Source organism: Pseudomonadota bacterium, from assembly GCA_036339585.1.
Taxonomy (GTDB): domain Bacteria; phylum Pseudomonadota; class Alphaproteobacteria; order UBA8366; family UBA8366; genus UBA8366.
This window is the reverse complement of record JAYZAS010000021.1, coordinates 74421-100114: the sequence shown is the minus strand read 5'-3', so window position 1 is coordinate 100114 and position 25694 is coordinate 74421. Positions and strand designations below refer to the sequence as shown.

The 25694-nt window shown below is 45.5% G+C and carries 18 protein-coding genes and 1 other RNA gene; 4 read left to right on the top strand and 15 right to left on the bottom strand.

Annotated features, from left to right (window positions below; genetic code table 11):
* Position 1: 1 nt before the first annotated feature.
* From murC to VX941_12020, 13 genes are all read right to left on the bottom strand, one after another.
* Positions 2-1426 (bottom strand): UDP-N-acetylmuramate--L-alanine ligase, encoded by a 1425-nt coding sequence (murC, locus tag VX941_12080; protein ID MEE2934143.1) that lies wholly within the window; start codon positions 1424-1426, stop codon positions 2-4.
* Positions 1423-2562, bottom strand: coding sequence for an undecaprenyldiphospho-muramoylpentapeptide beta-N-acetylglucosaminyltransferase (murG, locus tag VX941_12075; GenBank protein ID MEE2934142.1), 1140 nt, complete (start codon positions 2560-2562; stop codon positions 1423-1425). The genes murC and murG overlap by 4 nt, the downstream gene beginning before the upstream one ends.
* Entirely contained in the window at positions 2559-3677 is a 1119-nt protein-coding gene (gene ftsW / locus VX941_12070; GenBank protein ID MEE2934141.1) for a putative lipid II flippase FtsW, read from the bottom strand. Before ftsW ends, murG begins: the two co-directional genes overlap by 4 nt.
* Positions 3677-5098 (bottom strand): UDP-N-acetylmuramoyl-L-alanine--D-glutamate ligase, encoded by a 1422-nt coding sequence (gene murD / locus VX941_12065; protein MEE2934140.1) that lies wholly within the window; start codon positions 5096-5098, stop codon positions 3677-3679. The genes ftsW and murD overlap by 1 nt, the downstream gene beginning before the upstream one ends.
* Before the next feature lie 19 nt (positions 5099-5117).
* On the bottom strand, positions 5118-6203 hold the full coding sequence (mraY, locus tag VX941_12060) for a phospho-N-acetylmuramoyl-pentapeptide-transferase (protein ID MEE2934139.1): 1086 nt from the start codon (positions 6201-6203) through the stop codon (positions 5118-5120).
* Entirely contained in the window at positions 6204-7625 is a 1422-nt protein-coding gene (gene murF, locus VX941_12055; protein ID MEE2934138.1) for a UDP-N-acetylmuramoyl-tripeptide--D-alanyl-D-alanine ligase, read from the bottom strand.
* Positions 7622-9082, bottom strand: a complete 1461-nt coding sequence (locus tag VX941_12050; protein ID MEE2934137.1) for a UDP-N-acetylmuramoyl-L-alanyl-D-glutamate--2,6-diaminopimelate ligase — start codon at positions 9080-9082, stop codon at positions 7622-7624. Before VX941_12050 ends, murF begins: the two co-directional genes overlap by 4 nt.
* Positions 9060-10835, bottom strand: a complete 1776-nt coding sequence (locus VX941_12045; GenBank protein MEE2934136.1) for a penicillin-binding protein 2 — start codon at positions 10833-10835, stop codon at positions 9060-9062. Before VX941_12045 ends, VX941_12050 begins: the two co-directional genes overlap by 23 nt.
* Entirely contained in the window at positions 10822-11196 is a 375-nt protein-coding gene (locus VX941_12040; GenBank protein MEE2934135.1) for a hypothetical protein, read from the bottom strand. The genes VX941_12045 and VX941_12040 overlap by 14 nt, the downstream gene beginning before the upstream one ends.
* On the bottom strand, positions 11193-12170 hold the full coding sequence (gene rsmH / locus VX941_12035) for a 16S rRNA (cytosine(1402)-N(4))-methyltransferase RsmH (GenBank protein ID MEE2934134.1): 978 nt from the start codon (positions 12168-12170) through the stop codon (positions 11193-11195). Before rsmH ends, VX941_12040 begins: the two co-directional genes overlap by 4 nt.
* Positions 12170-12646, bottom strand: a complete 477-nt coding sequence (locus VX941_12030) for a division/cell wall cluster transcriptional repressor MraZ (protein MEE2934133.1) — start codon at positions 12644-12646, stop codon at positions 12170-12172. Before VX941_12030 ends, rsmH begins: the two co-directional genes overlap by 1 nt.
* A gap of 359 nt (positions 12647-13005) precedes the next feature.
* Positions 13006-13386, bottom strand: an RNA gene (gene rnpB, locus VX941_12025) — RNase P RNA component class A.
* A 65-nt stretch (positions 13387-13451) separates the two neighbouring features.
* Positions 13452-14111 (bottom strand): N-acetylmuramoyl-L-alanine amidase, encoded by a 660-nt coding sequence (locus VX941_12020; GenBank protein ID MEE2934132.1) that lies wholly within the window; start codon positions 14109-14111, stop codon positions 13452-13454.
* Between the two features lie 302 nt (positions 14112-14413).
* Between VX941_12020 and VX941_12015 the strand changes: the two genes are divergently transcribed.
* From VX941_12015 to VX941_12005, 3 genes are all read left to right on the top strand, one after another.
* Complete coding sequence (locus VX941_12015) at positions 14414-16276, top strand: sulfotransferase (GenBank protein MEE2934131.1); 1863 nt, start codon at positions 14414-14416, stop codon at positions 16274-16276.
* Between the two features lie 824 nt (positions 16277-17100).
* On the top strand, positions 17101-20739 hold the full coding sequence (locus tag VX941_12010) for a hydantoinase B/oxoprolinase family protein (GenBank protein MEE2934130.1): 3639 nt from the start codon (positions 17101-17103) through the stop codon (positions 20737-20739).
* A gap of 72 nt (positions 20740-20811) precedes the next feature.
* Positions 20812-21471 (top strand): DUF6134 family protein, encoded by a 660-nt coding sequence (locus VX941_12005; GenBank protein ID MEE2934129.1) that lies wholly within the window; start codon positions 20812-20814, stop codon positions 21469-21471.
* A 100-nt stretch (positions 21472-21571) separates the two neighbouring features.
* On the opposite strand, the gene VX941_12000 is transcribed toward VX941_12005, so the two are convergent.
* Positions 21572-22717, bottom strand: a complete 1146-nt coding sequence (locus VX941_12000; protein ID MEE2934128.1) for a tetratricopeptide repeat protein — start codon at positions 22715-22717, stop codon at positions 21572-21574.
* 98 nt (positions 22718-22815) lie between these two features.
* Between VX941_12000 and VX941_11995 the strand changes: the two genes are divergently transcribed.
* Entirely contained in the window at positions 22816-24210 is a 1395-nt protein-coding gene (locus tag VX941_11995; GenBank protein ID MEE2934127.1) for an FAD-linked oxidase C-terminal domain-containing protein, read from the top strand.
* Here VX941_11995 and VX941_11990 read toward each other — a convergent pair.
* Entirely contained in the window at positions 24207-25580 is a 1374-nt protein-coding gene (locus tag VX941_11990; protein ID MEE2934126.1) for an amidase family protein, read from the bottom strand. The genes VX941_11995 and VX941_11990 overlap by 4 nt on opposite strands.
* Positions 25581-25694: the final 114 nt, after the last annotated feature.

The window sequence follows — 25694 nt, the reverse complement described above, 5'->3', positions numbered from 1 at the left end:
ATCAATCTACCTTCCCTGCGGCTGCTTGGTGTTCAGCGAGGGCATCAGGCAAGCTCGCGGCCCATTTAGTGATGTTACCTGCCCCCAAGCAAATAACTAGATCGCCTGCATTAGAAATTGAATGTATCAGCGCGGGTAATTCACTAGGCTTTTCCAAGGCCAAAACGTTTCTATGGCTGCGTGATTTGATGCCATCAACAAGGGCCAACTTGTCTATCCCGGGAATAGGTTGTTCACCTGCAGAATAAATATCAGCAATAATTACTGTATCCGCATCATTGAAGCAGGTACAAAATTCTTCAAACAACTTTTTAACACGGCTATAGCGGTGCGGTTGGATTACTGCGATGATATTTCCTTCGCTCGCTGAACGGGCAGCTTTTAGTGCTGCAGTAATTTCAACTGGATGGTGCCCGTAATCATCGACAATCGCAACGCCTCCTGGTTCACCTATTTTTGTGAAGCGACGCTTAACTCCTTCAAAACCGGCTAGTGTTCTCAAAATTACTTTTTCATTAATCTCAAGCTCTATGGCGATTGCGATGGCAGCTAGTGCATTAAGAACATTGTGTTCACCAAACATTGGCAAACATATGCGATTGGCAAAATGCTTTGACCCTTCCGGTCGCGTAATCATGACTTCAAATGCAACACCATCAGCCGCCGGCACCAGATTGATTGCGCGTACTTCTGCTTGTGGGCTGAAGCCATAGGTAACCAAACGCCTATCCGAGATTCTGCCTATCAGATTCTGGACCTCTGGATGATCTATGCAAAGAACTCCAAATCCGTAGAAGGGAATATTCGCTATGAAGCGGTGGAAAGCATCTTTTTCGGTCTCGAAATCACCATAGAAATCGAGGTGTTCCGGGTCAAGATTGGTGACTACGGAGATTGTAGCAGGCAGACGGATAAAGGTTCCATCGGACTCATCAGCCTCAACCACCATCCACTTTCCATCTCCAAGTCGTGCATTCGTTCCATAAGAATTTATTATGCCGCCATTTATAACGGTAGGATCAAGCCCTGCACCATCAAGAACTGCAGCGATTATTGATGTAGTAGTAGTTTTTCCGTGAGTACCGCCAACTGCAATTGACGATTTAAGGCGCATTAATTCAGCTAACATTTCAGCGCGACGGACCACTGGAATGCGGCGCGTGCGGGCTGCTGCGATTTCTGGATTTTCAATTTTGATAGCCGAAGAAATCACAACTACGCTGGCTTGATTAATATTGTCCTCGTGGTGCCCCACATGAATTTTAATCCCTAACTCCCTGAGACGGCTGACATTTTGGTTTTCCGAGATATCGCTGCCTTGCACCTGATGCCCTAGATTATGGAGTATTTCGGCGATGCCGGACATACCGATTCCCCCTATCCCAACGAAATGAACCATTCCAATATTAAGAGGTAAGGCATTCATATAGCAGGCCTCTTCTCTGTCCGGCTTATTTGGTCAGACTCTAATGTTTCCATAACTAAACTCGACAGTCGCTCCGCAGCGCTTGACACACCTATTTTGGTCGCGCACTCAGCTGCCATTGCGAGTGTGTGTTCGATTGAACAGAGTGCTTCGAGGCGGCTCGCTAGTGTCTTGGCGGTGAAAGCATCTTGTGCAATCATCCATCCACCTCCTGCATCACAGAGACCTTGTGCATTACGTGTCTGATGGTCGTCTATGGCATGGGGAAAAGGCACTAAAATCGCTGGCCTTCCAGCCGCGGCTAATTCCGCAAGTGTAGACGCACCGGCTCGGCAGATTACAAGGTGAGACCAATTAATGTGGGTTGCGATATCATTGAAGAATGGTTCAACAATTGCCTCTATATTCGCTTCTCTATAAATTTTCTGAACTCTGGCCACATCTTCTTCTCGGCATTGCTGGACGACGCGAATTCGTATCATCATTTCTTGTGGTAGAAGCAGCAAAGCTTTAGGGATAATATTTGAAAAAATTGTCGCGCCCTGACTTCCGCCAAAAATCAATATGTTGATATTTGAGTTCTGGTCGAATTTTGGGTACGGCTTATGCGATATTGCGACTATGTCGGGGCGCAGCGGATTTCCTGTCCACACCATTTTCCGTCGGTCTTTTGCTTTTAGATTTGAAACAAATTCAAAGGCGGTAGCTATTCGCGTTACTCTTGGAGCCAAAAATCGATTTGCACGGCCAAGTATGGCGTTTTGTTCGTGGATGACTGTGCGACAACCTAGTAATGTTGCGGCTGCCACTGTAGGAAAAGATGCATATGACCCGAACCCCACCACAACATCTGGTTTAATCGTGCGCAGAAATAGTATCGCTTGAATGAAGCCAAGACATAGGCCAAAAATGGCACATAGACGGCGAAATATACTACGTCCGCTAACACCGGATGCACTGATACGGTAGATGTCTGCTTCAGCAAGTGCGCCGCTGATTTCTGTCGCACGCTTGTCAGTAATTAAGCTCAAACGAACCCCTTGGCGTCCCAATTGTTCAGCCAAAGCTTCGGCTGGAAATAGGTGTCCTCCAGTGCCGCCGGCAGCAAGAACAACTGTTTTTTCAGTTCTCTTCATTCTACACCTCTAGGACGAGCACGAGTTAAGGCTAGCGCCATTCCCATTCCAGCAGCTAATCCAAACAGTGAAGAACCGCCATAGGAAATGAAGGGTAGTGTCATACCCTTAGTTGGCAGGAGGTTGACTGTGGAACCCATATTTATGAGTGCTTGGATTCCAAATTGTACAAGCAATCCAGCTGCGGCCAATACAACAAAGAGATCTGTTTCACGCATCAGGCGGAATAGTCCGCGAAGAACAACAAAGGCAAATGCTATCACCAAGACGAGGCACGCAATAAGACCGTATTCCTCGCCAACCACAGCGAATATAAAATCTGTGTGCGCATCGGGCAGACGTGTTTTAACAATTCCTTGTCCCGGGCCAGTTCCTAGAATCCCGCCATTTGTGAATGCTTCCAATGCCTTATCAATTTGATAGGTATCACCTGTCTTAGGGTCAAAAAACCGATCAATGCGACTGGTTACGTGTGGGAAAGATAAATAAGCGCCAAACAGAAATATTGTAGTCAACAATATTAACCCGCAAATCATGGTTGTCGGTAAGCCTGCAAGGAACCACTGTGAAAACCAAATAGCAGTTACGATAACCGATTGGCCCAAGTCTGGCTGAACCATCAGCAAAGCAACAACCAACGCATAACTATAAAAGACAATTCTAGCGCCAGGCATGTTTGCCCGCAGCCTGCTAATTGAAAAAATCCAAGCTGAAAAAATAGCAAAACCGGGCTTGATAAACTCAGACGGCTGCAAGGAAAAGCCTGCAATGCTTATCCAACGTATCGCCCCATTGATCTCTGTGCCAATTAACGGGGTTGCACAAAGTAAACCGAAGGATCCCGCAAAAATTAACAGGCCAAGCCGCCGAACCTGAGTGATATTCAAAAGAGAGATGAAAAACATTAATAACAAAGCTGGAAATAGGTAGAGTGCCTGGCGTCTGAGAAAATAGGTGGAGTCAAGGCCTAGGCGTTCCGCCACGGACGGGCTAGCTGAGGCTGCCAGTAAAAGGCCAAAAGCAGCTAATGCGACAACAACCAAAAGGGATAGGCGATCTACAGTCCACCACCAACGGCCAAGCACAGATATATCTGAGCGGGCGAAAGCAGACATCACGCTGAGCCTTCCATATCGCCACTCCAGTAAATTTCTCTTTCAGTTCCGGGCAATTGAGCTATCAATCGGCAGAATTCGGAACCACGTTCTTCGAAGCTGCTATATTGGTCCCAGGAGGCGCATGCGGGCGACAATAGCACGACTGCATTTGAGAGTCGTTCGCGATGGGATAGCTTGTGCGCTGCATAAATTGCCGTTTCCATTTTACCACAGCATGTGACAGGAACTTTATTTCTGAGCGCCTTCTCAAATTCTCGTTCCGCTTCACCTATAAGAAATGCATGTCGGACTGCACTAATCTTATCCAATAGGCTATCAAGACCACCTTCTTTGGCAAGTCCTCCTGCTATCCAATAAATCTTTTTATACGAATGTAATGCACGAGCGGCAGCGTCTACATTTGTCGCCTTACTGTCGTTAACATATCGCACACCATCAATAGTTGCTGCTAATTGTTGACGGTGGGCAAGACCAGGAAAGCTTCGTATGCCATCGGCAATGATATTTGGTGTGAGCCCAAGTGTTAGTGCAGTGCCCGCTGCTGCTGCTGCATTTTGGACATTATGGTTGCCAGGTAAGTTGTTACTACCGTGAAGTGAAACGATTGGCTTTTTGAGATGGTTGCGGTCATCGTAAAGCACTCTATCTACACCAAAAATGCCACCTTGAGCTTGTTGGTGCCCAGAGAGAGGAATGACCTGCTGCTCATTCCTCGCCATGGCATCGTCATATAAATCTTTACCGATTGCCTCGTCTATGCCGATTAATGTTGTGTCATCAATTGATTGGTTTTTGAATATAAGGCTCTTGGCATCAATATAGCCCTCTAATCCACCGTGACGGTCGAGGTGGTCGGGAGAAATATTTAGCAAGACGGCGACTTGGGGGCATAGTGATGGAGTAAGCTCCAACTGATAAGAGGATAGTTCTAACACATACACACCCTTCGTATTTAATGCGGGCAGATCAAGGGCGGGTGTTCCAAGGTTTCCACCGATACCAGTCTCAATGCCCGCAGATTTTAAAATATGTCCGATTAATGCCGTCGTGGTTGATTTCCCATTAGTGCCAGTAATTGCCACCACACGTGCTTCTTTGTTGGCACGAATCAGAAGTTCTATGTCTCCAATTATCTTTTTACCTGCTTTTTTCGCTGCGATGGCAGCAGCGTGTGGCTTCGGATGGGTATGTGGTATGCCCGGGCTTAGAATTAAGTGATCTATTTCTGTCCAATCATCACACATGAGGTTGGAAATTGGGATGCCGGCATCCGTTGCGTTTTTCCTTGCGATTTCAGAATCGTCCCACGCTAATACTTTTGCGCCTGCATCACAAAGTCTTTGAGCAGTCGCTAGGCCAGACTTTCCAAGCCCCATCAATGCAATAGTTCTGCCGCTGTGTGATGAAAGGTCAATCATAATTCTTTAGAAAGTTTCCTTAACGCAGTTTTAAAGTTGAGAGGCCAATTAATGCCAAAACCATCGCGATAATCCAAAATCGGATGACAATTGTTGATTCTGCCCACCCCTTTTTCTCGAAATGATGGTGCAGAGGTGCCATAGCGAAAACTCGTTTGCCAGTTAGTTTGAATGAGATGACTTGCACCATGACCGAAATCGTTTCGAGTACAAATAGGCCGCCTATAATAGCAAGAACTAGTTCGTGTTTCGTAACAACGGAGAGGACACCAAGAGCGGCACCTACAGCGAGTGAGCCGGTATCTCCCATAAACACCATAGCTGGCGGCGCATTATACCAAAGAAACCCGAGGCTGGCCCCGACAAGGGCTCCACAGAAGATCGACAATTCACCTGTTCCGGGTAGATGGTAAATTTGCAGATAACCAGAATAGACAAAGTGTCCAACCAAATATGAAATGATGCCGAAACAGCCAGCAGCTATCATCACGGGCACAATAGCAAGGCCATCCAGGCCATCAGTCAAATTCACTGCATTTGAAGCTCCAACTACAACAAAAACAGCGAAAGGGATGAAGAACCAGCCCAAATCAATCAGGACATTTTTGAAAAATGGGATAGTAAGCCCTTTATCAAGGGGTGTGGGAGTAAGTGAAGTTAGCCAGTACGCAGCCGCGGTTGCTATCAAAATCTCTAATGCTAGCTTGGTGCGCCCCTCCAAACCCTTTGAAGTTTTTTCTGTTAATTTCAAATAATCGTCAGCAAATCCGATTGCCCCGAAGCCTAATGTTACCAATATAACCAGCCAAACATAGGTGTTGCTTAAGTCAGCCCAAAGAAGCGTGCTAGTTAAAATAGCAATTAGGATGAGAAAGCCTCCCATCGTTGGCGTGCCCGCTTTTTTTAAATGCCCTCGAGGCACATCTTCCCGGATATTAGTCGCTCCTTCTTGTCGTCCTTTGAGCCACATGATTATAGTTGGGCCAAGTATGAAGCTGACTATCAGCGCAGTCATTATCGCACCACCTGTGCGAAAGGTCAGATAACGGAAAAGATTTAGCGGCCCAAAATCATCGGCGAGTGGGGCGAGGAGGTTATAAAGCATCTATTTAAATTCCTCTCTTTTATCTTTGCAGAGAGTTCTCAGTGCATCTGCAACTAGGCCCATGCGGCTTCCAAATGAGCCTTTGATCGTGATGACGTCTCCGGCTCGCACCTCACTTACAACCTTAGGAATGATTTTATCGCTGGTAATTTCATGCCATGAGATGATCTGGCCAGGCAGTTTTTCTGCTAGCGCTGCCATTCTGTTTCCAACGGTGAAAACAACGTCTACGCCGGCTTCTTCAATTTCGACTGCGAGTTCTGCGTGAAGCTTATTAGAGCAATCGCCCAGCTCAAGCATATCGCCAAGAACAGCTATTCTTCTACCAGGTGGAGCCGGCTGCATATTCGACAGCACTTTGAGTGCAGCTCGAACTGAAACAGGGCTAGCATTATAACTTTCATCGATGAGAATGAAATCGCCATCAGGCATTGAAATTTTAGTTTGTTCGCCACGCCCTTTGAGTTGGGGCATTTCACGGAGTGAATCTGCGGCAAGAAAAATATTGCCACCGCTGGCTTTCACAGCGGCCAGAACGGCTAGGCTATTCAGGGCCCAATGGTCTCCTGGCACTCCGATCTGATATTTTAAAATCTCACCGAAGATATCTGCTTGGACTGTAGTGAAGTTTGCTTCAAGATTAAAATTCAGTAGCCGAGCATCTGCATTTTTACTGCTGCCAAAACTGATTACTTCAGAGAGATGGGCAATTTCGGCGTGATTTTCGAGTTTTTTGAAATAGTGATTGTCGCGGTTCAGAATTGCAATCCCGTTTTTTCCCATTCCATGAAAGATCTCAGCTTTCGCGTTGGCTATGTCGCCAACACTGTCAAAAAATTCAATGTGAACCGCCTCTATGTTTGAGATAATTGCTATTTCGGGTTTCAGTATCTTGGAAAGCGAAGAGATCTCTCCAGAGCAATTCATGCCTATTTCGAAAATGCCATACACCGTTGAAGCCGGCATGCGCGCAAGGCTGAGCGGCAGTCCCCATTTATTATTTAGATTTCCTTTAGTCGCAGAAGTAGGAGCTTGTTGGCTCAAACAATGCCGAAGCGCTTCTTTTATTCCGGTTTTACCAACGCTTCCTGTGACACCAATAATACGCCCTTTCTTGCTGAGTCGCTGTCGTGCAAATTGGCCTAAAGCAGAAAGTCCCAAATTAGCATCTGGCACCTCTAATAACGGCATATTTTTGTCCCAATTTGCACGCCTTTTAGTGACCATTGCTGCGGCTGCACCTCGGGCGATTGCTGAGGTTACATAATCATGACCATCGGAATTTAGTCCTTTAATCGCAACGAAGAGGTCACCGGCTTTGGCAGTCCTGCTGTCGATTGACACACCGTTTGCTTGCCAAGCGCCATACGCTTTCCCGCCTGTCGCTTTTGATGCCTCCGTATGTGTCCAAAGGGTACTCACGTGGCACCCCCTAACGCAGCTTTAGCTATTTCAAGGTCATTAAACGGTAATACTTCATTGCCCATTATCTGGCCCGTTTCATGGCCTTTCCCAGCGATCAAGAGCCCATCACCACATTCTAATTGAGCAATAGTATTTTCAATGGCTTCGCGTCGGTCGCTTATTTCGCAGGCACTTGCACATCCTTTCAATATACTGCGACGGATGGCAGCAGCATCTTCAGTTCTGGGATTGTCATCAGTAACAATCACTCGGTCAGCAAACTGGCAAGCTATTGCACCCATCTTAGTGCGTTTTCCAATGTCACGATCGCCGCCACAGCCAAAAATTAATATAAGTTTGTTCGCAATAAGAGGCCGTAATGCAAAGAGAGCATTCTTGAGAGCATCGGGCGTATGGGCATAGTCAATATAAACTGTGCCGCCGGCGATCGACTTGCCAGCGCGTTGCATCCTACCCGGCACTCCTGTGAGTGTTTCAATTTTAGGGATGATATTTTCCAGTGGTGTGCCAGTTGAGTGCACCAAAGCTATTGCGGCGAGCAGATTTTGTATCTGGAATCCCCCCGCAAAACCTAGCATCACTGGATAGGTCTTCCCGAATGCTTGAATGTTTGCGGACCAGCCCTCATTCGTCTGATATTTCTCAACAACTGAAATATCCGCAGAAACTGATCCGTAACTTATGTAATTCTGGCGCTTTCGCTTAGCAATGGATTCTATGATAGCAGCCTCGGGAGCGCCGGAGTAAGCAATGGCGGTTCCGCCATCGCATACTAATTCGTGGAAAAGCCTAAGCTTGGCGTTTAGATAAGCGGCCATAGTTTTGTGATAATCTAAATGATCACGGCTAAAGTTAGTAAAGACAGCTGCTTGAATAACGACGCCATCAAGACGGTATTGGCTGAGGCCATGGCTCGAGGCCTCAAGTGCTAGGTGATTTATTCTTTTCGAGGCGAGCTTGTGAAGCAAACGATGGAGCTCTACAGGATCCGGCGTGGTAAGCTTGCTGAGGTTTAGGTTGCAAGATCCAACTACACCCAAAGTACCAAGGCTTGCAGCCTTCTTCCCAAGGTTGTTCCATAGTTGTTGTGTGATATGAGCTACCGAGGTTTTTCCGTTAGTGCCGGTGATAGCGACCGTTGTTTTGGGTTGGGTATTAAAGAAACGGGCAGAAATTTTAGCAAGCGCGCGGCGTGGGTTTGCCTCGATCACAAGCGGTATCTTTTTGTGTGAGGCATCGAGATGTGTGTTCGGTGGTGCCAAAATTGCACTTGCACCCTTGGCAATTGCCTCGTCTATGAAACGGCGTCCATCAATTGCAGCACCGGGAATTGCAGCAAATAAATTCCCCGGCCGAATATTTCTGCTATCTGCACTAAGGCCGCTTATCTCTACGTCGGTCCAGCCTTGTCGCAGTTTAGTCGTTTCTTTTTCAATGAGCTTTGAAAGATGCAAGCGTACGTGCCTCCACTTTCGATTGGAACTCGTCTATAGCAAGGGTACGCCGGATTATTTGGCTGTCTTCGTCAAGAGGAGCTATGCTCAAAATTGGCGCAATTTGTTCAACTACTCGTTTGACTATAGGCGCCGCAACCCAACCACCCGTGGCACGTCCAAATGTCTCTTTGGTGCCGATGGGCTCATCGAGCATCGCGAAGATAGCGTAACGCGGCTTTGTCATGGGAAAGACGCCTACAAATGATGAAATCAACATATCTTTACTGTAGCCACCCCCTATTTTCTTTTCGGCAGTTCCTGTTTTGCCGCCAACAAGATAACCTTTCGCATCCGCATTTTTTCCGGTTCCGTCAAGCACCGATAGTCTTAGCAAACGTCGTATTTTACTTGATGTCGCCTCGGTAAAGACGCGTAAGCCACCATCCAAAAGATTTTTTTCGCTCCGCTTTATAAATGTAGGCTGGAAGAAAACACCCCCATTAACGGATGCTGCCACTGATGCAGACAATTGCAGTGGGCTGACAGATATTCCGTGACCAAAACCAATTGTTACAGCCTGAGTGCGGCTCCAATTAGTTGGAATAATAGGTAACCCTATCTCCGGCAGCTCAGTGTCGGCCGGTTCGAGCAAGCCAAGTCTTCCAAAATATAGTTGCTGGGTTTTAGCCCCTATATCCAGAGCCATACGACCAGCCCCAATATTTGAAGAGTAAATAAAAATTTCCGGCACAGATAACCAGCGATTTTTGCCATAGTGATCTCTTATAGTGAAACCAGAAATGCGTATAGGCTTGCTGGTGTCGTAACCGTCACGAAAAGTAATTATGCCCTCATTAAATGCAATGGCAGAGGTTAGAATTTTGAAAGCGGAGCCTAACTCATAAACACCAAGACTCGCTTTATTAAAGTGTCGCCCATCTAAAACTTTCCCGGGTATATTAGGATCGAAGTCTGGAAGTGAGACCATCGATATAATTTCGCCGTTAGTTACATCGAGCACCAATCCAGCGGCTCCCTTTGCCTGGTGGTGTGCCATGCTAGTTAAAAGTTCAGTGCGCAGCTTATGCTGTACTCGTACATCTAATGATAGGTGTATGGGACGATTTTCCTTTCGAAGGCGTACATTGAAACTTTTTTCAATGCCCGCAATGCCATTATTGTCAATGTCGACGTAACCTAGCGCATGCGCCATAAGTGTGCCGTGTGGATAAACGCGCTTATATTCGCGCCGGAAATCAAGTCCGGGAATTCCGAGCTGATGTATTGCTTGTTGCTGTCTAGGACTAAGATGGCGTTTTATCCAGACGAACCTGCGCTCACGTTTAAGAAGTGAGAGCACCTTATTTGCATCAAGTTCCGGTAATATGCCAGTTATCGCAGCAGCAGCCTTCGCTGGCTCAATAATGTTGAAAGGGTCCGCATATAGTGAGGCCATAGTCAAGTCGGTTGCTAGAACGTTACCGTTGCGATCTAATATGTCTGACCTCGCTTGGCGCTTAGTAGCATGTGTGCCGTTCTTGCTAGCAACTTTACCAGCGTTATCAAGAATCGATAGTTCGACAAGTTTGGTACCAATGGCGGCAAAGGTAAGGCTGATTACGGTTGCCGCGATTAAGAGTCGGTTGCGACCAGTTTCGATGGCAGCATGAAATGGTTGAAAACTATCATTAATAGTGCGTATCCCAGCTGGCTTATTGACACCCCCAGAACGAATGAAAGGATATCCTTTTCTTCCATCAGTGTTTTGCATAGCGTCGCCTTTCTGGCTTTTTTGAACCGTGCTTTGTTTTTGTCATGTTTGACTTTGTTTTTGAGGGTTTTTTTCTATCGGCTAAATTTTCAGATAAATTGTCAATTGCAATAATTTGATCGGTCTCAGGCGGAGCCCAATCTGGGAGAAAATTCCGCGTTAATTCAGACAACCGGTCGGGACGATTGAGATAGCTCCATTCTGCTTTCAAATGATGAACTTCGTCCTTTCCCTTTTCAGAAAGCCGATTGACATCTCTCAGTTCTGACTCCAACCGTTCAACTTCGAATGTTACGTGAAACATTGCATAACCAGTCATAGCGGCGAGTGTGAGCCAAACTGTAAGGCTTAAGGTTTTCATGCTGATGCTCCAATTTGGATGGATGAGGTTTGGAAAGGTGGAAATCCACCTGCTGCGACATCCGTGCGATGCGCAATTCGGAGCCGTGCTGATCGTGCCCTCGGGTTAACCTCGATCTCATTCTCTAAGGGTTTCAGCGCCTGACGTTTTGCTTGATAAAAAGTGGGTTTATTTTCAACATCAATCGGTGGCAGGTGACGTGATCTCGAGATGCCGTGGCCCGTACGCGAGTCTAGGAATTGCTTGACTCGGCGGTCCTCCAACGAGTGAAAAGAAACAACTACTAGCCGCCCCCCTGGAGCGAGAAGCCGCTCAGCAGCATCAAGCGCACGTTCCAGCTGACCAAGCTCATCATTTATATAAATGCGGAGCGCCATAAATGTGCGCGTTGCTGGATTTAACCCGTCTTTAGTTTTTGGCACCGCAGATTTTATTATATCGACAAGTGCGTGGGTATTCTTAATGGATTTATGAATTCGCGCGGCAACTATTGCCTTCGCTATGCGGCGCGCGAAGCGTTCTTCTCCAAAGATTCTTATAATTCCAGCGAGATTCTCTTCGTCGGCTTCGTTGATGAGTTCTGCTGCGGTCGGCCCCTCCTGGCTCATACGCATGTCAAGCGGGCCGTCATAACGAAAAGAAAAACCGCGCGCTGCATCATCAATTTGCGGTGAGGAAATTCCAAGATCCATGACGATGCCATTTAGTCGCTCAATCCTATGGTCAGACAACAAATTCTCCATGTCGCCGAAATTCCCATGGAGAATTGTGAGCCTTGGCTCTGACATTTTTAATGCTCGCGCTACGGCATCTGGATCCCGGTCGATTGCCCAAACCATGCAAGTAGCCTTACTAAGGATTGCTTTTGAATAGCCACCACCGCCAAAGGTTGCGTCTAAATATGTCTCGCCATCAACAGGATTTAGAGCCTGCAGCATTTCGCACAGCATTACTGGTTGGTGGGAAAATTTCATCAACCGTGCACCTCAGCAGAAGGAAATATGGAAAGTGACTTTTCGCCATCAGAAACCAAGCTTTCTATTCCGGCTTTGTAGGGCGTGTAGCGATCTGGCGACCAAATTTGAAAGGTGCGACCTTGGCCAACGAACAATGCCTCTTCCTTAATTCCAGCGGATTCAAGCAACAAAGGCGGCAATAACACTCTACCATTGTCGTCAAAGCTCAATTGTCTGGCATCAGCAAATATCAGCTGAGCCAGATTTTTTTGACCCGCCGTAAAACGATCAGAATTTGCATCCAAGCTGTTTTGTAGTTGTTCCAACCTAGCTAATGGCCAAACATCGATAGCTTGTTTTTGGAGGCTGAAAGATGGAAATGCAGCAATACCCAACGACAGGGCTTCGCCAAGCGCAGATCGAAATTGGGCCGGAACTGATACTCGACCTTTTTTATCCACCTTATTTGTCTGCTCTGAAATAAATAGCGCCATTTTCTCCAGCCTCTGTATTGTCCTCGCTGAACTTTTGCCTTGAAAGCATAACAATACACCCGCGCCTTCTGCATGGGATGGTATGGGATATCATGGGTTTTTATGGGAAGTCAACAATTCTTAAGTAAATATGCCGGTAAAACTTATCTTTTTACAATAAATTTTATCTACTCAATATTGTTATTTGGAAATTTCATTCACAAATCCTAGTATTCTGAAGCTATATTTAAAGATCGTCATCAAAAAACCCACAAGTATTCTTCTTTTGTTCTGCTGAAGGTGAGTAAATAAAAATGGTAACTACAGAGAAATAATCGGGGTTATGGTGCACAATTTGTTTGATTCGGCTCACATGGGTATGCACCAGATGGCCTGTAAGCCGGGTTCTGTCGTCAAAAATTTGACGTATGGCCATTCATCTGGGACGCCTGTTACCAAGCGCCTCATGCGACCTACCCGAGTAGCGGCGTAAGAACTCGCATTAGCCACTCCTATTCGGTCTTGCTCCCAATGGGGTTTGCCATGCCGACACTGTTACCAATGCCGCGGTGCGCTCTTACCACACCCTTTCATCCTTACCATAACACTGCTTGGCATTGTTTGGCGGTTTCCTTTCTGTGGCACTTTCCCTAGGGTTTCCCCCGCCGGGTGTTACCCGGCATCGTGTTCTTATGGAGCCCGGACTTTCCTCCCCTCGACGAGTTTCCCCATTGTCGAAAGGCAGCCATACGGCCATCTGGCACAGATAATATTATGCGTGTTTTTGAAGGAAGATGCTAGCATTACGAAATGAAAAAGGTCAAAATTAAGTAACCAATTCGAGTAGCCCAGCAGCAATCCGACAACTCTCTTCATCGGCTTTGCCAGTTATTGCAGACGGGCGAAAATGTCTTTGGAAAGCTGCAATCGTATTGTATGCCTCGCTGTCATAACCGTAGTTAGTAAGCATTAATTTTAAGTTGCATAATTTGGAAGCTCTGGGTGTTGGCCAAACACCAACTCCCGCAGCCGCGAGTTTTTTCCAGTCAAAAAATTCGCCTGGGTCTATTTTACGATCGGGTGCGATATCAGAATGGCCTACAACATTCCAAGCGGGAATAGAAAAACGAGACAGAATATCCTTAGAGAGATTTACAACAGAGTTCATTTGACTCTCTGGAAAGGAACAGTAACCGAAATGATGCCCTGGATTTACGATTTCAATGCCGATTGAGCGACTATTAATATCGGTTTCCCCGCGCCAGTAACTCTCACCTGCATGCCACGCACGTTTGCTCTCATCTACTAATGAAAAGATAAGGCCGTTTTCGTCTATACAATAATGCGCGCTTACATTTGAATCGGGATCGCATAGCTTGTTAATGGCAGATTGCGCTGTTTGCATCCCCGTGTAATGAAACACTAACATATCGACTGGTGTATTTCTGCGGCGCGGACCAAAGTTGGGTGAATATACGCTACGCATTTCGTAGGTCTAAGCTCAGCAAATTCTTCATAGCTTTGGTCATGGCAGCCCCGAACAACTTTTGTAAATTACCGTCAGCCTTAAAATTGACGACGCTACCCGACAATCCTGGGTAAAACGAGCAGGAACGTTCTGAATACTACTTAACGGTAAGTCCGTTTTTGCCATCATGCCATAAAGTAGTATATTGCCGTTTAAATATAGCTTTTTTGTTATTTCCTCGGATGAAGCATACGCGTTTCGTTAAACTTAAATTAAAGATATAATTAATCCCAATTAATAACAAATACATTGAAATAGGAATGAATAATTCGCCTGAATTTTCAAAAGCTATGCAAAGATTTAAGTCAGGTGACTTGGTTGGCGCTGAAGCAGTTTTGAAAACCCTCGGTGGGCCGTCATCAGAAAACTTAGATGTTCTTCATTTAAGTGCTATTATCCTCCTCGAGCGCGACCAACCAAAACAATCTGCAAAATGCTTCGACCGCCTGCTGAGTTTTATCGATTACGAGGAAATTTCCCCTGACATCTTACGACCCATGGCAATTGCGTATCAGAGATCTGGACAACTATCTGAGGCTAAGAGTTTTGCAAAAAAAATAGTTTCACTTCCCAATGCATCTTTGGACGATTGGCTCAATTATGGGTTTTTGTTATTGGAGGTGGGTGATGCCGAAGAGGCGTTGGCAGCCTTTGACTGTATCTTAGCTGAAGATATTGAGCATGGTGATGCGTATTTTGGTCAAGGTAGGGCGGCCATTATTTTGGAAAAATTTGATGTTGCCAATGCCGCCTTTGCCCGGGCAGTGCATTTTGCTCCAAACGATGCTGAGGCAAAATTCTATTACGCTAAAGTAATGCACGAGCTTGGCAACGATCCCCAAGCAATACGATTACTTTATGAAGCTACGGAAATTGATTCCGATTATTCAGAGGCCTATTGTAACCTTGGTTGCTTGCTTGCTGACATAGGAAAATTAGCAGAAGCAAAGCGCGCATATGAAAATGCACTTTCGGCTGACCCATTTTGTGCTGTTGCTCTGAATGGGTTAGGAACTATACAAGTCTCACTTGGAAATATCAGGTTGGCGGAGCAATTTTTTCGGAAATCTTTATCTGCCGAAAAGAATTTAGTAATCGCACATTGTAACTTGGCTGAAATTAAACGGTTTGAAGCTTTTGATGGAGATGCTGCGGCAGTTTATTCGCAATCGAAACGGGATAATATTTCGCAAAATGAGGCGGTGCAGATAGGATTTGCGTTAGGTAAAATTAGAGAGGATATTGGAGAATTCGATCAAGCTTTTGCGGCCTTCAAAGCGGCAAATCAGCGTTATCGATCCTCATTGACATACAATATAGGTGAGGATGAAGCATTTGTAGAGATAATGATCAAATCGTTTGACGCTGATAAACTAAGACCTGCTGCATTTGATACGAGTCGGGATGGCAAAAAACCAATTTTCGTTTTGGGCATGCCGCGTTCAGGGACTACCTTGGTAGAGCAAGTGCTTGCGAGCCACTCCTCGGTTCATGGGGCTGGCGAGCTTGACTTGTTTGAGAGACTTTTCAGAGAACGGTTTCCTTCCACCGATAATTTTGAAAATATATGCATGGATCAACTAATAAAAATCGGGAAAACGTATGTATCTGCAATAAGTAAGCTTGCTCCGAAAGCCGCATATATTGTAGATAAAATGCCAACTAATTTTCTGTTCCTTGGACCAATAGCATTGGCAATGCCGGCTGCAACTATAGTGCATTGCCGGCGTGACCCGATAGACACCTGTCTTTCGTGCTATAAGCGTCTTTTTTCGCATAATCATCCATATAGCTATGACCTTCGAGAGCTTGGACAGTTCTACGGTTTGTACCAGCGCATAATGAGCCACTGGAATTCAGTATTTCCCGGTCGGATAGTCGAGGTTGTATATGAAGATTTGGTCGAAAGCTTTGAAATTGAAAGCCGCCGTTTAATTGCAGCTTGTGGCCTCAACTGGGACGAAAAATGCCTCCATTTTTATAAAACAGAACGGCCAGTGTTTACTAACCCCGAAGGTGTGCGACGTCCGATTTACAGCGATGCAGTTCGGCGATGGGAGCAATACGAGAGCCATTTGCAACCGCTCGTTCGCTCACTTAGGGGAGGCGGGCTATTAAAATAAACCTCGCGCACGTAGTTATGTGTCTTGTTTGCACGGAAGTGTCTGACGGAGTCTATTTCTTAATTCAACAACTGCTACTACCCGTGAAAGATAGAATCGAAATATTGATCTTGAGGTTCTTATACCTGGTTGAATTATTAGAATCCGTAGTCCACATCAATTCATTTACGCCATGTTGGGCATGGAAAAGAATTTCGGAAAAATTGGTTTGTCCAAATGCGATATCATATTGAAAGGTAATAACACAATATCCCCCCATATTTTGAATGTTTCAGCATCGTATAAGTCGATAAATTGAGATTGTCGTGACTTGAAACTCCACGTTGCGAGCGCAAAAAATTTTTGCATTTGATCTACGGCGTTCATTTTTTCTGGTATACTGACCGGACTGAAACAGCAGAAAGGAGGTGATCTAATGTCTAGTGATATTGATGCACCGAAGGTTAGTCGAATTCGCCAGATGGGATTGCAAAGGAGACCTTGTAATTCTTCCTAATATTTTGGGTTTGTCTGGCTTCAGTGCCTGCATATTCACGGAAGGGAGGATAGCGTCCTCCCTTCTTTATACATATTACAAAGGTCTTATGCATATTAGAATAATAAATGAATTTTTAAAAATAATATTATTGTATACGGCAGTGAATAGTATTTCTATATAAATTAAACTATAATATTTAAATAAAAATAAATGTGGAATTATCACAGCCTTTATTTACATAAGACTAATAGAATTCATTGATTTATTCCACGGACGGAGCGATTATTACTTCGATATGGGATTCTGAAAAAATTTCGATGAACACTACTGAGATTTGGATAGACAATTGGAAAAAAAATATTCAAAGGCAGTGCCATGCAATCAAAAAGGCTGGCGCTTTTGGATAGACCGAGGCGGTACATTTACGGATGTTGTAGCCTGTCACCCCAACGGGTCGATCACTACAGAAAAACTTCTTTCAAGTAATCCCGGCAAATATGAAGATCCTGCCGAGGAAGGTATACGTCGAGCGTTGAATATCAATTCTGAAACAATGCTCAGCGAGAAGCCAATCATAGATGTACGTATAGGTACAACTATTGCAACAAATGCTCTCCTAGAGCGAAAAGGGGAACGTACACTATTATTGGTTACGAAAGGCTTTAAAGATGCTCTCCGCATAGGGTATCAATCACGCCCGAAACTTTTTGACTTAAAAATAAAACTTCCACCTATTTTGTATGATCAGGTTATAGAGGTAAACGAAAGAATCTCGGCTGACGGATCTGTATTAAAAAAGCTAGACCAAAAGAGTACGCGTACATCCCTTGAGAGGGCATATGGCTGTGGCTTTCGTTCGGTTGCAATTCTTTTCATGCATGGATACCAATATAATGATCACGAAGCGAGGGCTGCAGAGATTGCCGCTGAGCTAGGTTTCAACCAAATTTCGACAAGCCATGGTACTAGCCCACTGATGAAGTTCGTAGGGCGCGGCGATACTACAGTAGCTGATGCATACCTTACTCCCAGCCTGCGTAGTTATGTAGATCGAATTACAAAAAAATTGGGCAATATACCGCTCTACTTTATGCAGTCGCATGGAGGGCTTACGGAGGGGTGGCGGTTCCAAGGTAAGGATGCAATTCTATCCGGTCCAGCAGCGGGCGTGATTGGTGCTGTTTCGGTAATGAAGGCAGCTGGTCTCAATCGCATAATTAGTTTTGATATGGGAGGTACCTCAACTGATGTGGCGCACTACGGTGGCGAATATGAGCGATCGCTTGAAACTAAGGTGGATGGAATTTGCATTCGCGCTCCAATGATGCAAATTCATACTATTGCTGCTGGCGGTGGTTCAATCTGTTCTTTTGAGGGTGGGCGTTATCGCGTTGGCCCTGCTTCGGCCGGTGCCGAGCCAGGACCAGCATGTTATCGTAAAAACGGGCCACTTACTGTTACTGATTGTAATTTGATATTAGGCAAGCTGCAGCCGGATTTCTTTCCCAAGGTATTTGGTCCGAAACAGGATCAATCTTTGGATGTAAATATTGTTACAAAAAAATTCAGCAAGTTAGCAGAAGAAATTCAGTCGAACAACGGAGATAAGCGTACCCCAACGGAGGTGGCAGAGGGTTTTCTTAGAATAGCAGTTGATAATATGGCAAATGGAATTAAGAAGATTTCCGTTCAAAAGGGGCATGATGTTACGGAATATGCCCTATGTTCATTCGGCGGAGCTGGAGGACAGCACGCATGCCTTGTGGCTGATGCACTTGGATTGGAAGAAATATTGGTCCATCCGATGGCCGGCGTGCTTTCGGCCTACGGTATAGGCCTTGCTCATTTACGTGTGCTTCGACAGGAAACTCTCGAGACCGGTCTTAATAATCAGCAAATAGCGCGTATCAGAAAACGTCTTGATCGTCTTTCAGCTGCTGCCAAATCTGAATTAGTAGAACAAGGCGTGCTAGGGGCGGAGGTTATCATCAAGAAACGCCTATATCTTAAATATGTTGGGACAGATATTGCTGAACCCGTTAATTTTTCAAAGATGGAGGTAATGAGGACAGATTTTGAAGCTGCACACCGAAAACGTTACGGTTTTACCATACCCAAAAAGGAATTGATTGCTGAGACTTTAGAGGCGGAAGTAATTGCGAGATCTGAAACTCCAATCAAGCGGGGGTCTGACAATAAGCCTTCTGCCGCAAAAGCTGCTGCAGTAAGACCAGTCACTTTCGATGGGATGGTATACAAAACCGCAGTTTATCGGTTTGAAGACTTAACGCCTGGGGTAAGGTTTGATGGACCCGCAATTATTGCGGGGCAGCTTGCAACAACGGTTGTAGAGCCAGGCTGGCAGCTGCGAATGACGGAGAATGGAGTAATGAGGCTTCGGCGTGTCACACCCCGTAAAACAAAATTTTCCATCGGAACTGAATGTGACCCAGTAATGCTCGAGATTTTCAACAATCTTTTTGTTTCAATAGCGGAACAGATGGGGTTTACGCTTCAAAATACTGCTTCGTCTGTGAATATAAAAGAGAGGCTTGATTTTTCTTGTGCGCTTTTTGATTCGAAGGGGCATTTAATTGCAAATGCACCGCATGTACCCGTTCACCTGGGATCAATGAGTGAGAGTGTCCGTTCTGTAATATCAAATAACAAAGAATCCATCATGCCGGGCGATGTATTTGCTCTGAATGCACCATACAATGGCGGTACACATCTTCCAGACGTCACTGTCATAACACCGGTATTCAATAAATCTGGATCCGAAGTACTATTTTTCTTGGGTAGTCGCGGCCATCAAGCGGATATCGGAGGTATTACGCCAGGTTCTGTGCCCCCGTTGAGCCGGAGCATTGAAGAAGAGGGGGTCGTGATTGATAATTTCAAGCTTGTAAAGCGCGGTTCTTTTCAAGAACAAAAGTTTCGTGATTTGTTAGGCCACGGGAAATATCCGGCACGAAATCCCGACCAAAACATCGCTGATATCAAGGCGCAGATTGCCGCAAATGAAACGGGAGCTTCAGAGATTTGGCGCATGATCGATCATTTTGGCCTTGCTACTGTCCAAGCTTATATGGATCACGTGCAGATGAACGCTGAGGAAGCAGTCAGAAAAATAATAAATATTCTTGAGCCCGGTGAATTTGTGTGCACTTTGGATAACAACTCTGCAGTGAAAGTACGCGTAACAGTAGACCGTGACACGCGAACGGCAAAAATTGATTTTACCGGAACTAGTGGGCAATGTAGTACGAATTTTAATGCTCCTCTGGCGGTTTGTCGGGCTTCGGTGCTTTATGTGTTTAGGACATTGGTATCTTCTGAAATTCCTATGAACGAGGGCTGTTTAAAGCCATTGAAATTGATAGTTCCCGAGGGATCAATGCTCAATCCCCGATATCCAGCTGCTGTGGTTGCCGGTAATGTTGAGATTTCACAAGCCATAACTGATGCTCTTTATGGAGCCCTTGGCATAATGGCCGGTGCTCAAGGAACTATGAATAATATTACATTTGGAAATGAAAATTATCAGTACTATGAAACTATATGTGGCGGTTCAGGTGCAGGAGTGTTTCGTGGGGTCGGCTTTAATGGTGTCGATGCAGTGCAAACTCATATGACAAACTCAAGACTTACTGACCCGGAAGTGCTGGAATCGCGTTTTCCGATACTGGTAGAAAAGTTTGAAATCCGCGATGGGTCCGGTGGGGCCGGGAAATGGCGTGGTGGGAATGGAGTGCGTCGAAGACTTCGATTTGAGGAAGCCATGACGCTCTCTATTTTATCGGGGCGGCGCAAAGTTGCCCCGCATGGCCAAGCGGGGGGTTGCCCCGGTAGCGTAGGGCAAAATTGGATTGAATATGTTGACGGTAGGCGCAAAGGTTTGCCAGGCTGCGTCAGTTTAGATGTATCGCCGGGCGATGTGTTTGAGGTCGAGACACCTGGGGGCGGCGGTTTTGGGAAAAAATAGTCTCCATCTCCTCAATTATCAAAGTCGTATCCTTCGCATTAACGATTTGCGTGTGAACAAAAAAAATTGATCATGTTTTCTCGTTTTCTCACCTTATTAATTTTGATTCTGTTTTGGCATTCTGCATCGCTCGCTGACACAACGTTTCTGAGTGTTCCAAAATCGGGAAGTTCTAATTTCGAAGTAGTTCGAAATGGCAAAGTCCTAGGTCACCATAGATTTAAGTTTATTACAAATCAGCAACGTCTCAAAGTAGGGGTAAGTGCAGAAATAAATTATCGTCTGTTCTCTATACCGATTTATACCCATAGCCACGTAGCGACGGAGATATGGCAAGATGGGCGTTTGATATCTATGGAAGCCACAACAAATGATGATGGTGAGAGATTAGTTCTCTCTGTTCAGGTGTCAGATGACGGGCTTATAATTGAAAGTCTTCAAGGGCGAGAAAAATTACCCGGAACAACGCTACCCGCCAGTTTCTGGAGTGCGGCGATGTTAAATTCTGAGACCCTATTCAGCACCCTTCGTGGCGGGATTCTGCCCATAGAGGTTGAATATATTGGCGATCAAATCTTGGAGGTAAAAGGCGAGCCTCGGCCCACAAAGCATTATAGGATGACAGGGGGCGTTGAGCGCGATCTTTGGTTTGATAGCTCGGATAATATGTCGTTGGTGTACCTCAAATTTGAGGCAAAAGACGGGTCCATTGTGGAATACCAGCTCAAATGAGGGTGAAAGCTGCTATGAATAATGCACGTGCATAGCCGTTTTCCAAGCCTCGAAAGTTCGCGTGGAATTGGTTTTATATTATTGTAATTGATCATTAATATTAAATCTTGCGGTATATAAATAACGGAGCTGAGTAGTGCCCTGAGCTATCCTTCTCTAGTAGCCGGTAGTACCGATTTTTTTCTACCGCTTCAAAGGACAGTCGTTCGAGCACGAAGTTCAATCCTGTGGTAGCCATTGCCTCCATGTTTTCAAACTGCACCATCATTTGGAAAAACGTAAGAACTCCACCCTTTTTAAGAAGATTAGGGGATTCAAGGAGAAATGGTACCATTGGAGGCATTAAGGTGTCGAAATATATACCATCAAAAGGGCCTATATCGCCAATAGCATCTTGCCAACGTTTTGCTATGATATTGATTCCATTTTTATCTCGGGCCCAAGCTCTTGCCCTACGAACCACTTGAGGGTGCGCTTCAATTATTGAGTGCGTGGATACGTCGTGGGTTTGAATTGCTGTATCAATAATCGCCATTCCATGACCTACATTCAGAACATCACCGCTGTTTATAGTGATAATTTCTGCTGAGCGTTCCATTATAGGGCGCTCCCATTCCATCATTACTTCAAACCCGTCCGGTAATAATATTTCATTGTCAGTAAACGTTAGATCTGTTTCTAAATATGATTGTTCCGATATTTCATCTCCTTCGTAATCAGGCGCGCCGGACATTACAGACCGATGCATCGAAATGGCATTATCTAAATTTCCCGGGCAATGAATCGTTGCACCGACATTGTGGAATACCTCCTGAAGATCGCCGGGTATTTTGGTGGCTTCCGCGAATGCTGTGTCGGCTTCGGAATATTGCCCCTTTGTCATTAAAATTTCGCCAATATTTCGGTGGCATTCACGCAAGATCGGGATCGCGTCGATTGCCTCACGGTATGACGCCATGGCAGAATTAAGGGCACTCATATTTTTAAATTCGGTTTTAGAGTCGAAATAAGGCACTTCATAATCAATGATTGTCTCACCGAATTCTTTATGAACTGAAACTATATCAGGTGATAGTGTGATAACTTTGAGGAATTTTTCGATTGCGTGATCAGCTCTCCCTTTTTCTAAAAATAAAACAGCAAGGTTGAAATGGGCTTCTGAGCATGTTGGATCCTCGGTTGCCGCTTCAGAGAACGACGCTTCTGCACTATCTAAACGACCAGCTTCAGCATGGAGTCTTCCCATCCGTAGATTCTTCGTAATGCTCTTCCTTTTTTTGTTCATCGTTGCCTTTTCGTTCAAACGCATTGCCCTGTCAAGTCGCACAGGATAATTTAGGTGCTATGGTAATACCAAGTAAAGCTAGCTTTCAGCCTGTTTTAGAAGATGCGCTGCGTGCGCTCCTGGGCAAACGTTTGACAACAGCTCCCGCTGTCCTTGAGCACCACGGTAAGAGTGAGGGACACCATACAACCCAGCCACCAGACGCAGTCTGTTTTGCTAACAGTACGGAAGAGGTATCTGAAATTGTGAGGCTCTGTGCCGAGAACAATGTTCCTATCATACCTTATGGAACAGGCACGTCATTAGAGGGGCACGTTCAAGCAGTTAGAGGCGGCGTCTCTATTGCTTTGACCCCTATGAATAAGATACTTGTTGTAAATGTGGAGGACTCAGACTGCCGTGTTCAGGCGGGAGTCACTCGTAAGCAATTGAATACGCACCTCCGTGATACCGGGCTTTTTTTCCCGATTGATCCTGGCGCCGATGCCTCAATTGGAGGTATGAGTGCAACTCGAGCAAGCGGCACCAATGCTGTTCGATATGGAACTATGCGAGAGAATGTGCTCGGCCTTACAGTTGTGTTGCCTGACGGGCGGATAATCAAGACAGGGGGGAGAACAAAAAAATCTGCCGCCGGTTATGACCTAACCCGGCTTTACGTCGGCTCGGAAGGTACTCTTGGCGTGATCACTGAAGTTCAACTTCGTCTATTTGGAATACCTCAGAACACTTCAGTTGCAGTCTGTCAATATCCAAATCTCGAGGCAGCTTTAAATACGGTTATTTCCACTATTCAAAATTGTATTCCAGTAGCACGTATTGAGCTCTTAGATGAGGTCCAAATGGATGCTTGCATTCAATATTCTAGGTTAAAAGGATTCTCTGCCAGTCCAACTTTATTCTTTGAGTTTCATGGCACTGAAAAATCGGTGGTAGAACAAGCTGAAATGGTTGGCACGATTTCTAGAGACCTAGGGGGCAAAGCCTTTCAATGGGCAATAAAATCTGAAGAACGTAATCAATTATGGCAAGCACGGCATGATGCATATTATGCCGGCCTAGCATTACAGCCAGGGAAAAAGGCGCTTACCACCGATGCATGCGTGCCAATTTCACGTCTTGCAGATTGTATGATTGAAACTCGCGCGGACATTAAAAAGTATAAACTCACTGTCCCGATCGTCAGCCATGCGGGTGATGGAAACTTTCACCTTATTATCTTATACGATCCAAACGATGAAGACGAAATTGCTCGGGCTCATGCAATCAATAAACGGTTAATCCGTCGGACACTTGCTATGGGTGGTACTTGTTCAGGTGAACACGGAGTTGGCTTGGGCAAAATGCCCTATTTGCTTGATGAACACGGTGAGAGCTTAACGATCATGCGAACTTTGAAGCATGCTCTTGATCCCAACAATATTATGAACCCAGGAAAGATGATCGACTCCTAAGTGAGCGACGCTTGGGCGACCCATTTCGCGTGAAGTGCAAGAGCTTTGTCATTGTTAGGGAAACCCATCAACTGAATGCCCATTGGTAACCCGTCGAGGTCTAGCAAAGGAAGCGTAAAACATGGCGCTGCAGTGAGGGTCCACGCAATTTGAAATGAACGATTGCCGGTATTTTTTAGACCAAGAGGTGCAGGGCCGGCAGCTGTGAGCGTTATGAACCCATCACATTTTTTCCGTAGGCAAGTAATTTTTTGACGAATTTTTTTACGCTGATCAATAGCTTTGCAATATTCTAGGTGTGTTATATTTTTTGAATTTTTAATACTCTCTCGAAGTTCTTGGCTCAGTTTATCCTTCCACTGTTCATAATAATGTTCGAAGGGCCATCGACGCTCATACTGAGTGATGGTGCGCGCAACCGGGCCGACGCCTTTAAGGAGCCTTTCGAGTTCTGCTACGTGTGAATCTTTTCGGTTATCAATAATCTCTACATTCGAATCCTCAAGCTTAATAAGAAGACTCTCAAAGCCACTGCGGGTCGTTTCTTCAACCTCGGCCCAACCATCGGTATACAGTCGTATAAGACGTGATGGCTTTATACCGGCCCCAAGTTTTTCCGGTCCACTTATTCCGGAATGGGGTGCAGTTCCGCCAACAGTTTCGGCAATTTTATGAGCAACACGCCAGCAATCTTCAATGCTTCCGGCTATTGTTCCAAGTGTATCATGGCTATTAGAGATGGGGTGAATACCACCCATATTGAGTGAGGCATGCGTCGGCTTGAAGCCAAAAGCCCCACAGTAGGCAGCAGGGCGCACTACAGAACCGGCGGTTTGCGTGCCTAACCCAGCGGGCACCATTCCACATCCCACTGCTGCTGCTGTTCCACTCGATGATCCTCCGGGTGTTCGAGCATAGTCGAACGGATTTTTGGTAGGGCCAGCCGCACCAGTTGCGAACTCGGTTGTTACAGTCTTACCTAGTATGACAGCCCCGCTCTGCCTCAAAGCATACACGGCCGCAGCATCACTTTTGGATTGCCAACCTTCGTAAATGCCGCTGTTCATTTGTGTGGGCATGTCGATGGTCTCAATAATATCTTTAATCGCCATGGGGCATCCATCAAGTAAAGAGCGTGGTCGGCCCATTTTATATCTTTCAGTGGCGGCATCGGCTGCCGCGCGCGCATTTTCTATAGCTAAACAAACCCAAGCGGCAACGTTCGGTTCCTTTTTTTCAATCACATTAAGACATCTCTCAAGATAGTCGCGCGGTGTATCAACGCAATCAAGGAAGTCTGGGATTGCATTATGAAATTGAAGTAACATTGGTTTTTGCGGATTGTATTTTGGTGCTTTGGCTCTCTCCATAAATGGGGTAACTCCTTGAGTTGCTTTCAAATGAAAGTTTTCTTGTTATAACCGGCGACAAAAGAGAAAAATGTCTGTTTAAAACTATAGTTTCAGTTTTGATGACTTAATAGG

Coding starts and splice junctions, on each gene's coding strand:
- murC (MEE2934143.1), bottom strand. CDS start 1,426: ATGAATGCCTTACCTCTTAATATTGGAATGGTTCATTTCGTTGGGATA.
- murG (MEE2934142.1), bottom strand. CDS start 2,562: ATGAAGAGAACTGAAAAAACAGTTGTTCTTGCTGCCGGCGGCACTGGA.
- ftsW (MEE2934141.1), bottom strand. CDS start 3,677: ATGTCTGCTTTCGCCCGCTCAGATATATCTGTGCTTGGCCGTTGGTGG.
- murD (MEE2934140.1), bottom strand. CDS start 5,098: ATGATTGACCTTTCATCACACAGCGGCAGAACTATTGCATTGATGGGG.
- mraY (MEE2934139.1), bottom strand. CDS start 6,203: ATGCTTTATAACCTCCTCGCCCCACTCGCCGATGATTTTGGGCCGCTA.
- VX941_12045 (MEE2934136.1), bottom strand. CDS start 10,835: ATGCAAAACACTGATGGAAGAAAAGGATATCCTTTCATTCGTTCTGGG.
- VX941_12040 (MEE2934135.1), bottom strand. CDS start 11,196: ATGAAAACCTTAAGCCTTACAGTTTGGCTCACACTCGCCGCTATGACT.
- rsmH (MEE2934134.1), bottom strand. CDS start 12,170: ATGAAATTTTCCCACCAACCAGTAATGCTGTGCGAAATGCTGCAGGCT.
- VX941_12030 (MEE2934133.1), bottom strand. CDS start 12,646: ATGGCGCTATTTATTTCAGAGCAGACAAATAAGGTGGATAAAAAAGGT.
- VX941_12020 (MEE2934132.1), bottom strand. CDS start 14,111: ATGCGTAGCGTATATTCACCCAACTTTGGTCCGCGCCGCAGAAATACA.
- VX941_12015 (MEE2934131.1), top strand. CDS start 14,414: ATGAATAATTCGCCTGAATTTTCAAAAGCTATGCAAAGATTTAAGTCA.
- VX941_12005 (MEE2934129.1), top strand. CDS start 20,812: ATGTTTTCTCGTTTTCTCACCTTATTAATTTTGATTCTGTTTTGGCAT.
- VX941_12000 (MEE2934128.1), bottom strand. CDS start 22,717: ATGGGAAGACTCCATGCTGAAGCTGGTCGTTTAGATAGTGCAGAAGCG.
- VX941_11995 (MEE2934127.1), top strand. CDS start 22,816: ATGGTAATACCAAGTAAAGCTAGCTTTCAGCCTGTTTTAGAAGATGCG.
- VX941_11990 (MEE2934126.1), bottom strand. CDS start 25,580: ATGGAGAGAGCCAAAGCACCAAAATACAATCCGCAAAAACCAATGTTA.